The following is a 13358-nucleotide window of genomic DNA, read 5'->3' as shown; positions in this document are numbered from 1 at the left end:
CACCGGCCGGTTCCGTTTGTACTCGAGGAGAAGCATCCGATGAGCGAGCAAGTCCTTCCCAAGGCCAAGAAATCCGTGGCGCTGTCCGGCGTGGCCGCCGGCAACACCGCGCTGTGCACGGTGGGCCGCAGCGGCAACGACCTGCACTACCGCGGCTACGACATCCACGACCTGGCCACCAAGGGCTGCTTCGAGGAAGTGGCCTACCTGCTGGTGCACGGCGTGCTGCCGAACTGGACGGAACTGCAGAACTACAAGGCCAAGCTCAAGCGCCTGCGCGGCCTGCCGGCGCCGGTGAAGGCCGCGCTGGAGCTGCTGCCCGCCGCCACCCACCCGATGGACGTGATGCGCACCGGCTGCTCGGTGCTGGGCACCGTGCTGCCGGAGAAGGACGACCACAACGTCACCGGCGCGCGCGAGATCGCCGACCGCCTGATGGCCAGCTTCGGCTCGATGCTGTTGTACTGGTACCACTTCAGCCACAACGGCAAGCGCGTTGAGACGCAGACGGACGACGACTCCATCGCCGCGCACTTCCTGCATGTGCTGCACGGCAAGGCGCCCAGCGAACTGCACGCCAACGCGCTGGACAAGTCGCTGGTGCTCTACGCCGAGCACGAATTCAATGCCTCGACCTTTACCGCGCGTGTGATCGCCGGCACCGGCTCGGACATGTATTCGGCCCTCACTGGCGCGATCGGCGCGCTGCGCGGTCCGAAGCACGGCGGCGCGAACGAGGTGGCGATGGAGATCATCGCGCGCTACCGCAACGCCGGCGACGCCGAGGCCGACATCCGCGCCCGCGTCGAGCGCAAGGAGATCGTGATCGGCTTCGGCCACCCGGTGTACACGGTGTCCGACCCGCGCAACGTCATCATCAAGGAAATCTCGCGCAAGCTATGCGCCGAGGGCGGCAACCCGACCCTGTTCGACGTTTCCGAACGCATCGAGAAGGTGATGGGCGAGATCAAGAAGATGTTCCCCAACCTCGACTGGTACTCGGCCAGCGCCTACCACATGATGGGCGTGCCCACCGCGATGTTCACGCCGCTGTTCGTGATCGCGCGCACCTCCGGCTGGAGCGCGCACGTGATCGAACAGCGCGAGGACGGCAAGATCATCCGCCCCAGCGCCAACTACACGGGCCCGGAAGACCTGGCCTACGTGGCCATCGACAAGCGCTGAAGCGAGGCGCATCGCATGGGACAAGAAAGGGAGCCGCGGCTCCCTTTCTTGTGGATACATGGTTGGTTTGGCGCTTTCGATCTACTTCTTCGATCTACTCCGCATCCTGGATGGCATTCCCGCCGGAATCTGCGTCGGGGCGATATTCCAGCAGGTCGCCGGGTTGGCAATCCAGCGCCGAGCAGATCGCCTCCAGTGTCTGGAAGCGCACGCCTTTCACGTGCCCTTGCTTGAGCTGGGAAAGATTGGCTTCGGTGATGCCGATGCGCACAGCCAGCTCCTTGGATCGCATCTTGCGCTTGGCGAGCATCACGTCGAGGTTGACGACGATGGGCATCAGACGAACTCGCGATTCTCGGCCGTTGCAGCAGCGCCCTCGCGTACCAGCTCGGCCACGATGTAGGCCAAAAGGATGGCGACCAGCAGGCCCCAGGTACCCATGCCGAAGTTGACCCGGTACTGACCGGTCTGCATGGATGCCAGCATGGCGGATGCCGAGCCACCAAGCAGATTGAACAGCAGGGTGTGAGCCAGCGTGCGGAAGCGTTGCGCCACGTCCGGGCTCGGTACGGGGCCCAGCCATAGCGATTTGCCCAGTCGACGCAAGGCGAGCAGCGGTGCCAGCGTGGCAGCACTGCCCACCAGCCAGGCCAATGCCAGCATGCGGTAATCGGCATGTGCCGGCGGCAGCCAGTGAAACAAAGCAAGCAGGCGCGTCGTACCGGACTCGGCGACCCTTGCATGTTCGAGGATCAGCCCGGTTGCGATGACCAGCCAGCCCGATCCGGCGACGAAGGCTGCCAAGCTGGCTAGGGACATCAGGTCGCGTGAGCGGCGCTGCAATCTCGACGTGGATTGCCGTCGGGTGCGAAAGACGAGTTGCACGATTAGCTCCGTATCATCAATTAATTATCGTTAAACAATAAATAATTGATGATGGGCAGAGTGTCAAGCGTGGGCTCAATGGCTCGCTTGCCGCCGCCGCGCCAGCCAGCCACCGCCGCAGACGAGCGCAACCAGCGCGATCTCAAGCAGATGGCTTGTCCGCGGGTGGGCGGCGAACCAGCCGTGCAGCAGATGGTCATGCGCGATCATGCGGCCGGCCGTCCACGCGATGGCGGCCGCGCCCAGGTAGACGATCACGGGGAAGCGTTCGATCAACTTGAGGATCAGGGTCGAGCCCCACACCACCAGGGGCACGCTGATCAACAGGCCGAGCGCGAGCAGCGGCAGGTTGCCGTGCGACGCCCCGGCAATCGCCAGCACGTTGTCCACGCCCATCAGCGCGTCGGCGACGACGATGGTGCGCAGCGCCGACCAGAAGCTGTCGGCGGCGGAGACCTCGTGCGACGAATCGTCCTGCTTCAGCAGCTTCCAGGCGATCGGCAGCAGCAGTGCGCCGCCGGCCAGCATCAGCCCCGGCAGCCGCAGCAACCAGATCACCACGGCGCTGAGCGCGATGCGCACCGCCACGGCGCCGACCGTGCCCCACAGCACCGCACGCTTCTGCAGCGCCTTGGGCAGGTTGCGCGCGGCCAGCGCGATCACGATGGCGTTGTCGCCTGCCAGCACCAGGTCGAGCAGGACGATGGCCATCAAGCCGGAGAGGAATTCGGTGGGTGCCATGCGTCGGTCTCTGCGCGTAAGACAATGCAGCAACGACGGACACGCGCGATCCGCCGTTACCGCAAAAGTCTCGTTCGCGGCGGAGCCGCTGCAATGACCGGGGCGGTGCTCCGCCCGTGATGACGACCACTGCAAGGACGCGCGATGGGCTGGCGTCCGGAACTACTCCCTTTTGGGATCAGTACCCGGCTATGGTCGATGCTGCCATGCGCGCCAGTCAAGCCGAGGCCGTGGAGCCTGTTCGATGCTCAGCATGGCCCGCGTTGCCTTGCCGTGGCCGCCATGCGGCAGCACGCGGCGGCAGGCGGGCGCTGTGCCACGCACCGTCGCCTGACGATCATGCGAGGGCAGCATGAGCTGCGTGGGGATAACGGACAGGCTCTTAAGGAAGCGGCCGGCACCGGCTAAAATGTGCCGTTAACACGTCAGCCGGGCGTCCAACCAAGGGTTCCTGATTCCATGAATACCGTCTACCGCCAATCCCTTCCCGGCACGTCGCTGGATTATTTCGACGCGCGCGCCGCCGTGGAGGCGATCCAGCCGGGCGCCTACGACACGCTGCCGTACACCTCGCGCGTGCTGGCCGAGAACCTGGTGCGCCGTTGCGATCCGTCGATCCTCACCGAGTCGCTCAGGCAGATCATCGAGCGCAAGCGCGAGCGCGATTTCCCGTGGTTCCCGGCGCGCGTGGTGTGCCACGACATCCTCGGCCAGACGGCCCTGGTCGACCTTGCCGGCCTGCGCGATGCGATCGCCGAGCGCGGCGGCGATCCGGCCAAGGTGAATCCGGTGGTGCCGGTGCAACTGATCGTCGACCACTCGCTGGCGGTGGAGTGCGGCGGCTTCGATCCGGACGCGTTCGCCAAGAACCGCGCGATCGAGGATCGCCGCAACGAGGATCGCTTCCACTTCATCGAGTGGACGAAGCAGGCGTTCGAGAACGTCGACGTGATCCCGCCGGGCAACGGCATCATGCACCAGATCAACCTGGAGAAGATGTCGCCGGTGATCCAGGTGCAACACGATGATCAGGGCAGGGGCGTGGCCTACCCGGATACCTGCGTGGGCACCGACAGCCACACGCCGCACGTGGATGCGCTCGGCGTGATCGCCGTGGGCGTGGGCGGCCTGGAGGCGGAGAGCGTGATGCTCGGCCGCGCCTCGTGGATGCGCCTGCCCGACATCGTGGGCGTGGAGCTGACCGGCAAGCGCCAGCCCGGCATCACCGCCACCGACATCGTGCTCGCGCTCACCGAGTTCCTGCGCAAGGAGAAGGTGGTCGGCGCCTACCTGGAATTCCGCGGCGAAGGCGCGGCCAGCCTCACGCTGGGCGATCGCGCCACCATCTCCAACATGGCACCCGAATACGGCGCCACCGCCGCGATGTTCTTCATCGACGGCCAGACCCTCGACTACCTGCGCCTGACCGGCCGCAGCGACGAGCAGGTCAGGCTGGTGGAAGCCTATGCCAAGGCCGCCGGCCTGTGGGCCGACACGCTTGCCGCTGCGCAGTACGAGCGCACGCTGACGTTCGACCTGTCCTCGGTGGTGCGCAACATGGCGGGCCCGTCCAATCCGCACAAGCGCCTGCCCACCGCCGATCTCGCCGCGCGCGGCGTCGCCGGCCAGTGGGAAGAAAAGCCGGGCCAGATGCCCGATGGCGCGGTGATCATCGCCGCCATCACCAGCTGCACCAACACCAGCAACCCACGCAACGTGATTGCGGCGGCCCTGCTGGCGCGCAACGCGAACGCGCGCGGCCTCACGCGCAAGCCGTGGGTGAAAAGCTCGCTCGCACCCGGCTCCAAGGCGGTGGAGTTGTACCTGCAGGAAGCGAACCTGCTGCCGGAGCTGGAGAAGCTCGGCTTCGGCATCGTCGCGTTCGCCTGCACCACCTGCAACGGCATGTCCGGCGCACTCGACCCGGCGATCCAGCAGGAGATTGTCGAGCGCGACCTGTACGCCACCGCCGTGCTGTCCGGCAACCGCAACTTCGACGGCCGCATCCACCCGTACGCCAAGCAGGCCTTCCTGGCCTCGCCGCCGCTGGTGGTGGCCTACGCCATCGCCGGCACCATCCGCTTCGACATCGAGAAGGACGTGCTCGGCCACGACGCCGACGGCCAGCCGGTGACGCTGAAGGACATCTGGCCCAGCGACGAGGAGATCGATGCGATCGTGTCTTCCAGCGTGAAGCCGGAGCAGTTCCGCAAGGTCTACGAGCCGATGTTTGCGCGCACCGGTCGCAGTGGCACGCGCGCCGCCCCGCTGTACGGCTGGCGTGCGCAGAGCACCTACATCCGCTGCCCGCCTTATTGGGAGGGCGCGCTCGCGGGCGAGCGCACGCTCAAGGGCATGCGTCCGCTGGCGGTGCTGGGCGACAACATCACCACCGATCATCTTTCGCCGTCGAATGCGATCCTGCCCAACAGCGCCGCCGGCGAATACCTCGCGAAGATGGGCCTGCCGGAAGAGGACTTCAATTCGTACGCGACGCACCGCGGCGATCACCTCACCGCGCAGCGCGCCACCTTCGCCAACCCCACGCTCGTCAACGAAATGGCGATGGTCGACGGCGAAGTGAAGAAGGGCTCGCTGGCCCGCGTGGAGCCGGAAGGCAAGGTCATGCGCATGTGGGAAGCGATCGAGACCTACATGGAACGCAAGCAGCCGCTGATCGTGATCGCCGGCGCCGACTACGGCCAGGGATCCTCGCGCGACTGGGCGGCGAAGGGCGTGCGGCTGGCCGGCGTGGAGGCGATCGCGGCCGAGGGCTTCGAGCGCATCCATCGCACCAACCTGATCGGCATGGGCGTGCTGCCGCTGGAGTTCAAGCCCGGCACCAACCGCAAGACGCTGGGCATCGACGGCACCGAGACCTTCGACGTGGTCGGCGCACGCACACCGCGTGCGGATCTCACCCTGGTGATCCACCGCAGCAACGGCGAGCGCGTCGAAGTGCCGGTGACCTGCCGCCTGGACACCGCCGAGGAAGTATCGATCTACGAGGCCGGCGGCGTGCTGCAGCGCTTCGCGCAGGACTTCATCGAGGCTTCGCAGGCGGCGTGAGCGACACACACATGACGGATACGACCATGGCATACGCTCCCCAGATCCGCATCCCCGCCACCTATCTGCGCGGCGGCACCAGCAAGGGCGTGTTCTTCCGCCTGCAGGATCTGCCCGAGGCGGCACGGGCGCCGGGCGCCGCGCGCGATGCGCTGCTGATGCGCGTGATCGGCAGCCCCGATCCCTACGGCAAGCAGATCGACGGCATGGGCGGCGCCACCTCCAGCACCAGCAAGACGGTGATCGTGTCCAGGAGCACGCGGCCGGATCACGACGTGGATTACCTGTTCGGCCAGGTGGCCATCGACAAGGCCTTCGTCGACTGGAGCGGCAACTGCGGCAACCTGTCGGCGGCGGTCGGCCCGTTCGCCATCGCCGGCGGCCTGGTCGACCCCGCGCGCGTGCCGCGCGACGGCATGGCCATCGTGCGCATCTGGCAGGCGAACATCGGCAAGACCATCATCGCGCACGTGCCGATGACGAACGGCGAGGTGCAGGAAACCGGCGATTTCGAGCTGGACGGGGTGACCTTCCCGGCGGCCGAGGTGCAGCTGGAGTTCATGGATCCGGCCGCCGAGGAGGATGGCGCGGGCGGGGCGATGTTCCCGACCGGCAGGCTCGTGGACGATCTGGAGGTGCCGGGCGTCGGCACGCTCAAGGCGACCATGATCAACGCCGGCATTCCCACCATCTTCGTCGAGGCTTCGGCCATCGGCTACACCGGCACCGAGCTGCAGGACGCCATCAACGGCGATGCCAAGGCGCTGGCGATGTTCGAGACCATCCGCGCGCACGGCGCGCTGCGCATGGGGTTGATCAAGTCGCTGGACGAGATCGCCACGCGCCAGCACACGCCCAAGGTGGCCTTCGTCGCTAGGCCGGCCGGCTACGTCGCGTCGAGCGGCAAGCCGGTGAAGGCGGGCGACATCGACCTGCTGGTGCGCGCGATGTCCATGGGCAAGCTGCACCACGCCATGATGGGCACGGCAGCGGTCGCGATCGGCACGGCTGCCGCGATCCCGGGCACCCTGGTGAACCTCGCGGCCGGTGGCGGCGAACGCCAGGCGGTGCGCTTCGGCCACCCGTCGGGGACGTTGCGGGTGGGGGCCGAAGCGGCGCTGGTCGACGGCGAGTGGGTCGTCACCAAGGCCATCATGAGCCGCAGCGCGCGCGTGCTGATGGAAGGCCGGGTGCGCGTGCCTGCGGCGTGAGTCCGCAAGGAGGGCGTTGACTCCCGCCTGCCGCAGCGACATGGTTGGTCAGTCTCGACCAGACCTGTTGCCGGGAGGCGAGCCATGAGTCCGCACGACATCCGCTCCGCCCAGCGTCCAGAGCCCGATCAGGCGATGGTCGACGTGGCCGACTACGTCGTCGACTACACGATCGACTCCGCCGATGCCTACGACACCGCGCGTTACATGCTGCTGGATTCGCTGGCCGCCGCGATGATGGCGATGAGGTTTCCCGAGTGCGTCAAGCACCTGGGCCCGCTGGTGCCGGGCGCCATCCTGCCGGGCGGTGCGCGCGTGCCTGGCACCGGCCACGAGCTCGATCCGGTGCAGGCGGCGTTCGCGATCGGCACGCAGATCCGCTGGCTGGACTTCAACGACACCTGGCTGGCGGCCGAATGGGGCCATCCCTCGGACAACCTGGGCGCCATCCTTGCAGTGGCCGATTGGCTGGGTCGCAGGGCCGAGCGTGAAGGCGGCAGGTCGCTGACCGTGCGCGACGTGCTGGGTTACGCAATCAAGGCGCACGAGATCCAGGGCTGCTATGCGCTGAAGAACAGCTTCAACCGCGTGGGCCAGGATCACGTGATCCTGGTGCGGCTGGCTTCCGCCGCGGTGGCCACGCACATGCTGGGCGGCGGCAAGGAACAGATAGTCACCGCCATCTCGCACAACTGGATCGACAACGGCGCCCTGCGCACCTATCGCCACGCACCGAACACGGGGCCGCGCAAGAGCTGGGCGGCCGGCGACGCCTGTCGTCGCGCCGTGACCCACGCCATCAATGCGGTGTATCGCGGAGTGGCGGCTTATCCGTCCGCGCTGTCGGCCGAGACCTGGGGCTACTACGACGCGGCCTTCAAGGGCCGGGCGTTCGAGTTCGAGCGGCCGTTCGGCAGCTACGTGATGGAGAACGTGCTGTTCAAGATCAGCTTCCCGGCCGAGTTCCACGCGCAGACCGCGGTGGAATGCGCGATGAAGCTGCACGGCGAGGTTGCCGGCAGGCTCGACCGGATCGAGAGGGTGGCGATCGAAACCCAGGAGGCGGGCGCGCGCATCATCGACAAGACCGGCCCGCTGGCCAACTATGCCGACCGCGACCACTGCCTCCAGTACATGGTGGCGGTGCCGTTGATCTTCGGTCGCCTCGAAGCCTCCGACTACAACGACGAGGTGGCGGCCGATCCGCGCATCGACGCGTTGCGCGGGAAGATGGTGGTCGGCGAGAACCCGCGGTTCACCAGGGACTACTTCGACCCCGGGAAGCGCTACATCGGCAATTCGGTGCAGGTGTTCTTCGACGACGGCACGTCGACGGAGAAGGTTTCCATCGATTACCCGATCGGCCATCGCAAGCGCCGTGCCGAGGGCATTCCGCTGCTGCTCGAGAAATTCGAAGCGGCCATGCGTGGCCATCTGTCCGCCGACAAGGTCGACGCCATCCTCGCGGCCACCAATGACAGTGCGAAACTGGATGCCATGCCGATCCAGCAGTTCCTTGGCTTGTTCACGCTTTGAACACGCTATTGCGGCAACCTTCGCCGAAGCTGTGGGCTTCTGGAAGCCGTGAGGAAGTAATCGCTGCGACGTGATTTGCGTGTTAGAATTGCGTAAAGCCGAATGAGCCGGTTTGTTCATGCAAGATTGCCGCATCTCAACGGATGCGCCTATTTCAACATCGAAAGGGAGAGACCTGATGAAGCACAAGGGCCTTTATTTCATGGTTGCCCTGGCCTTGGCCGGCGTTGGCGCCGCCCATGCGCAGGACAACACGGCGAGCACCGGCAGCAGTGGCAGCGCCGCCGCGCCCGCGTGGCCGAACGGCTTCGATGACCGTTGGTACATCGCGCCGACCATCGGCGGCTACTACAACGACACCGACCGCAACACCAACAGCCGTCAACCTTATTTTGGTATCGCCGTCGGCAAGTTCTTTTCGTCCAACACTTCGGTCGACGTGTTCTTTGACCGTACCCGTCGCAAGGTGGATGACACGGTCGGTGGCGGCCACTGGGCCAGTAACAATCTCGGTGTCGCCGTGCGCTATTACTTGGGGCAAGCGCGGTGGCGTCCGTATCTTGTCGCGGGTGTTATGGGCAGCCAGCATCAGAATCCGTTCGACCATGATTGGTCACCGGCTGCTGAACTGGGTTTGGGCCTTTCTGCTGCCATTAACGACAGCGCGGATTTCCACGTGGAAGGCGGTTACCGCTACGATTGGGACGACAAGAGCCTGCCGACTAAGGACGGCTATGGCGACTGGTTCCTGGGCCTGAGCATCGTAGCGAGAATCGGTGCGGTACCGGCTCCGGTGCAGGCGGCCGTTCCGGCGCCTGCACCCGCCCCGGCCCCGGTGCAGGAAGCCCCGGCCCCGCAGAAGGTGGTGATCGACCTGCGCGGCGTGAACTTCAAGTTCGACTTCCCGAAGAAGGGCCACGTGCACGCCTCGGAGATCGAGAAGGCGCTGGCGGTGCCGACATCGGACTCGGTGGCGATCCTGGATCAGGCGGTGGACACGCTGAAGCGTTACCCGGACGTGCACGTGACGGTGGCCGGTTACACGGACAGCAAGGGCAAGCCGGACTACAACCAGGCGCTGTCGGAGCGTCGTGCGCAGATCGTGTACGACTACCTGACCAGCCACGGCATCGACGCGAGCCGTCTGGAAGGCCCGATCGGCCACGGTGCGAACGATCCGATCGGCGACAACGCCACCGACGCGGGCCGTGCGCAGAACCGTCGCGTGGAACTGCAGGTTCAGCAGTAATCCGACGACGTGTTGCAGTATCAAGAGAAAGCCCGGCTCAGGCCGGGCTTTCTCGTGTCTTGGATACAGTTGAAACAACGACGATTCGACAACCCTGAACGATAGTGTACTGGCCAGTGCAAAAGTTGTTCTGCAGCCGGTGCGGCGGCTTTAACGATTTTGCTACACTCGTCTCCGCTTGCAGAGCACAAGCGCCAAGCCGCAGGCGTTACAAGCTGTCGACAGAAAAGCAGCACGCGCAGCCCCATCCCCGATTGGCGCGTAGTGAACGCGAAGATCAAATTTTGACGAGGAGAGACCTGATGAAGCACAAGGGCCTTTATTTCATGGTTGCGCTGGCCTTGGCCGGCGCTGGCGCCACCCACGCGCAGGACAATACGGCGAGCACCGGCAGCAGCGACAGCGCCGCCGCGCCGGCGTGGCCGAACGGCTTCGATGACCGTTGGTACATCGCGCCGACCATCGGCGGCTACTACAACGACACGGATCGCAACACCAACAGCCGCCAGTTCTACTACGGCCTGGGCGTGGGCAAGTTCTTCGCGCCGAACCTCTCGCTGGATCTGTTCGTCGACCGTACCAAGCGCAGAACCGATGTGGGTGACAGCAGCTGGGCCAACAATACCGTGGGTGTTGCCGCGCGCTATTACTTTGGAGGCGGCTCGTGGCGTCCCTATCTGTTGGGCGGTGTGATGGGTAGCCATCACCAGAATGTGGTGGATAGCGGTTGGGCTCCGGCGGCCGAGTTGGGTCTGGGTGTGTCCAAGGCAGTGGCCGATAGCACCGACGTCCGCGTGGAAGCGGGCTACCGCTACGACTGGGACGACAAGAGCCAGCCGAGCAAGAGCGGCTACGGCGACTGGTTCCTGGGCCTGAGCATCGTGTCGCGCTTCGGCGCGGTGCCGGCGGCCCCGGCTCCGGCTGCCGCCCCGGCTCCGGCCCCCGCGCCGGCCCCGGTGGAGGAAGCCCCGGCTCCGCAGAAGGTGGTGATTGACCTGCGCGGCGTGAACTTCAAGTTCGACTTCCCGAAGAAGGGCCACGTGCACGCCTCGGAGATCGAGAAGGCGCTGGCGGTGCCGACATCGGACTCGGTGGCGATCCTGGATCAGGCGGTGGACACGCTGAAGCGCTATCCGGACGTGCACGTGACGGTGGCCGGTTACACGGACAGCAAGGGCACGCCGGTGTACAACCAGGCATTGTCGGAGCGTCGTGCGCAGATCGTGTACGACTACCTGACCAGCCATGGCATTGACGCCAGCCGCCTGGAAGGCCCGATCGGCCACGGCGAGAACGACCCGATCGGCGACAACGCCACCGACGCGGGCCGTGCGCAGAACCGTCGCGTGGAACTTCAGGTTCAGCAGTAACCCGACCTGTTGCAGCATCAAGAGAAAGCCCGGCTCAGGCCGGGCTTTTTCTTTGCTCGCGCGTCGCCTACGCTGCTGCGATGATCAAGATACGACAACATCAACCGCAGGATGGCAAGCGTCATGGCCTTGCCCGCGCCCTCAGCAAGCTGGGCGCGTGTTCGCGCAGCCAGGCCGAGGTGGCGGTGCGGGCAGGGCGTGTCGGCGTGGATGGCCGCCTGGTGCGCGACCCCGAGCATCCGGTTGATGCGGAGCGCCAGAAGATCAGCCTGGACGGCGTGGCGGTGGTGGCAGTGCAGCGCGCCTATCTTGCGCTCAACAAGCCACGCGGCATCGTGGTGAGCGCCGCCGACGAGCGCGGTCGCGATACCGTGTACGACCTGCTGCGCGATGCCGGCTTGCCATGGCTGGGGCCGGTGGGACGCTTGGACAAGGCCAGCGAGGGCCTGCTGTTGCTCAGCAACGACAGCGTGTGGGCGGCGGGCATCACCGAGCCGAGCACGCATCTCGACAAGACCTATCACGTGCAGGTGGCGGGACAGCCGGATGCCGAAGCCTTGGCGGCGATGCTGATCGGTGTGCGCGAAGGCGCGGATCTGCTCAAGGCGCGGAAGGTCGAACTGCTGCGTGCGGGCGAGAAGAACGCCTGGCTGGAAGTGGTGCTGGACGAAGGCCGCAACCGGCACATCCGCCGCCTGCTGGCGGCGTTGGGTTTCGAGGTACTGCGGCTGGTGCGTGTGGCGGTCGGGCCATTGCAGCTTGGCGAGCTTGCCAAGGGCCAATGGCGCCACCTCGATCCCGTCGAGGTGGCGCAGCTCAGGCGGCGTTGAGCGTCAGATCACGCCCAGTTGCTTGCCCACCTTGGTGAACGCCGCGATGGCACGATCAAGGTGCTCGCGGGTATGCGCCGCGCTCATCTGGGTGCGGATGCGCGCCTGGCCTTGCGGCACCACCGGATAGAAGAAACCGGTGACGTAGATACCCTCGTCCAGCAGCGCGGAGGCCATCGCCTGCGCCTTGGGCGCGTCGTAGATCATCACCGGCACGATGGGATGCACGCCGGGCTTGATGTCGAAGCCGGCCTGGGTCATCCGCTCGCGGAAATAGCGGGTGTTCTCCTGTACCTTCGCGCGCAGGTCACCGGCGGCTTCCAGCATGTCGAACACCTTGATCGCGGCGGCCACCACGTGCGGCGGCAGCGAGTTGGAGAACAGGTACGGGCGCGAACGCTGGCGCAGCATCTCGATCATCTCGGCACGGCCGGTGGTGAAGCCGCCCAGCGCACCGCCCAGCGCCTTGCCCAGCGTGCCGGTGAAGAGGTCGATCCTGTCCATCACGCCGTTGACTTCGGCGGAGCCGCGGCCGGTCGCGCCGAGGAAGCCGGTGCAATGGCACTCGTCGATATGCACCAGCGCGTTGTACTTCGCGGCCAGCGCGGTGATCTGGTCGAGCTTGGCGATGAAGCCGTCCATCGAGAACGCGCCGTCGGTGCTGATGAGCTTGGTGCGCGCGCCGGCTTCGTCTGCGGCCTGCAGCTGCTTCTCCAGGTCGGCCATGTCGCTGTTGGCATAGCGGAAGCGCCTGGCCTTGCACAGGCGGATGCCGTCGATGATCGACGCGTGGTTGAGCGCGTCGGAGATCACCGCGTCCTCCTCGCCCAGCAGCGGCTCGTACAGGCCGCCGTTGGCGTCGAAGCAGGCGGCGTAGAGGATGGTGTCCTCGGTGCCGAAGAAGTCGGCGATCTTCCTTTCCAGTTGCTTGTGCAGATCCTGCGTGCCGCAGATGAAGCGCACCGAGGCCATGCCGAAGCCGTGGGTGTCCAGCGCCTGCTTGGCGGCCTGGATGACCGCGGGGTGGTCGGCCAGGCCCAGGTAGTTGTTCGCGCAGAAGTTCAGCACCTTGCGTCCGCCCTCCAGCTCGATCTCGGCCGACTGCGGCGAGACGATCACGCGCTCGGCCTTGAACAGGCCCTGTTCGCGGATGGATTGCAGTTCGCTGGCGTAGCGCGCCTGGCCGGGGTAGCTCATGTGCGGAATCCTGGGTAGGGAAGCGCTTATTGTCGGCCTTTTTGCGACTGCCATCCATGGCGATCGCCCTTGGGCCATCGCTGAT

The 13358-nt window shown here is 66.1% G+C and carries 11 protein-coding genes; 7 read left to right on the top strand and 4 right to left on the bottom strand.

From position 1 onward, the window contains the following. Positions 1 to 39: 39 nt before the first annotated feature. The gene (gene prpC / locus ACZ5Z2_RS10740; RefSeq protein ID WP_464758564.1) at positions 40 to 1185 is read left to right on the top strand and encodes a bifunctional 2-methylcitrate synthase/citrate synthase; all 1146 of its coding nucleotides are present in this window, start codon (positions 40 to 42) and stop codon (positions 1183 to 1185) included. A gap of 94 nt (positions 1186 to 1279) precedes the next feature. On the opposite strand, the gene ACZ5Z2_RS10735 is transcribed toward prpC, so the two are convergent. The 3 genes from ACZ5Z2_RS10735 to ACZ5Z2_RS10725 all read right to left on the bottom strand — a co-directional run bounded on the left by ACZ5Z2_RS10735 (position 1280) and on the right by ACZ5Z2_RS10725 (position 2811). Next, positions 1280 to 1522: a helix-turn-helix domain-containing protein gene (locus ACZ5Z2_RS10735; RefSeq protein WP_464758562.1), complete on the bottom strand. Its 243-nt coding sequence runs from the start codon at positions 1520 to 1522 to the stop codon at positions 1280 to 1282. After that, on the bottom strand, positions 1522 to 2070 hold the full coding sequence (locus ACZ5Z2_RS10730) for a hypothetical protein (RefSeq protein ID WP_464758561.1): 549 nt from the start codon (positions 2068 to 2070) through the stop codon (positions 1522 to 1524). Before ACZ5Z2_RS10730 ends, ACZ5Z2_RS10735 begins: the two co-directional genes overlap by 1 nt. Positions 2071 to 2145: 75 nt before the next feature. Beyond that, positions 2146 to 2811 (bottom strand): TerC family protein, encoded by a 666-nt coding sequence (locus ACZ5Z2_RS10725; protein ID WP_464758560.1) that lies wholly within the window; start codon positions 2809 to 2811, stop codon positions 2146 to 2148. A gap of 459 nt (positions 2812 to 3270) precedes the next feature. Between ACZ5Z2_RS10725 and acnD the strand changes: the two genes are divergently transcribed. The 6 genes from acnD to ACZ5Z2_RS10695 all read left to right on the top strand — a co-directional run bounded on the left by acnD (position 3271) and on the right by ACZ5Z2_RS10695 (position 12076). Then, complete coding sequence (gene acnD, locus ACZ5Z2_RS10720) at positions 3271 to 5880, top strand: Fe/S-dependent 2-methylisocitrate dehydratase AcnD (RefSeq protein ID WP_464758559.1); 2610 nt, start codon at positions 3271 to 3273, stop codon at positions 5878 to 5880. A 26-nt stretch (positions 5881 to 5906) separates the two neighbouring features. Continuing rightward, on the top strand, positions 5907 to 7091 hold the full coding sequence (gene prpF, locus ACZ5Z2_RS10715; RefSeq protein ID WP_464758558.1) for a 2-methylaconitate cis-trans isomerase PrpF: 1185 nt from the start codon (positions 5907 to 5909) through the stop codon (positions 7089 to 7091). An 84-nt stretch (positions 7092 to 7175) separates the two neighbouring features. Next, positions 7176 to 8627: a bifunctional 2-methylcitrate dehydratase/aconitate hydratase gene (locus tag ACZ5Z2_RS10710; protein ID WP_464758556.1), complete on the top strand. Its 1452-nt coding sequence runs from the start codon at positions 7176 to 7178 to the stop codon at positions 8625 to 8627. 178 nt (positions 8628 to 8805) lie between these two features. Then, on the top strand, positions 8806 to 9876 hold the full coding sequence (locus ACZ5Z2_RS10705; protein WP_464758554.1) for an OmpA family protein: 1071 nt from the start codon (positions 8806 to 8808) through the stop codon (positions 9874 to 9876). 302 nt (positions 9877 to 10178) lie between these two features. Then, positions 10179 to 11246, top strand: coding sequence for an OmpA family protein (locus ACZ5Z2_RS10700; protein ID WP_464758553.1), 1068 nt, complete (start codon positions 10179 to 10181; stop codon positions 11244 to 11246). Positions 11247 to 11326: 80 nt separating this feature from the next. Next, a complete protein-coding gene (locus ACZ5Z2_RS10695; protein WP_464758552.1) occupies positions 11327 to 12076 on the top strand; it encodes a pseudouridine synthase in 750 nt (249 codons plus the stop codon). A gap of 3 nt (positions 12077 to 12079) precedes the next feature. On the opposite strand, the gene kbl is transcribed toward ACZ5Z2_RS10695, so the two are convergent. Continuing rightward, positions 12080 to 13273, bottom strand: a complete 1194-nt coding sequence (kbl, locus tag ACZ5Z2_RS10690; protein ID WP_464758551.1) for a glycine C-acetyltransferase — start codon at positions 13271 to 13273, stop codon at positions 12080 to 12082. Between the last annotated feature and the right edge of the window lie 85 nt (positions 13274 to 13358).

The organism is Rhodanobacter sp. G1 (genome assembly GCF_055397855.1).
The sequence above is the reverse complement of the archived record's forward strand: the minus strand, read 5'-3'. Positions and strand labels throughout refer to the sequence as shown.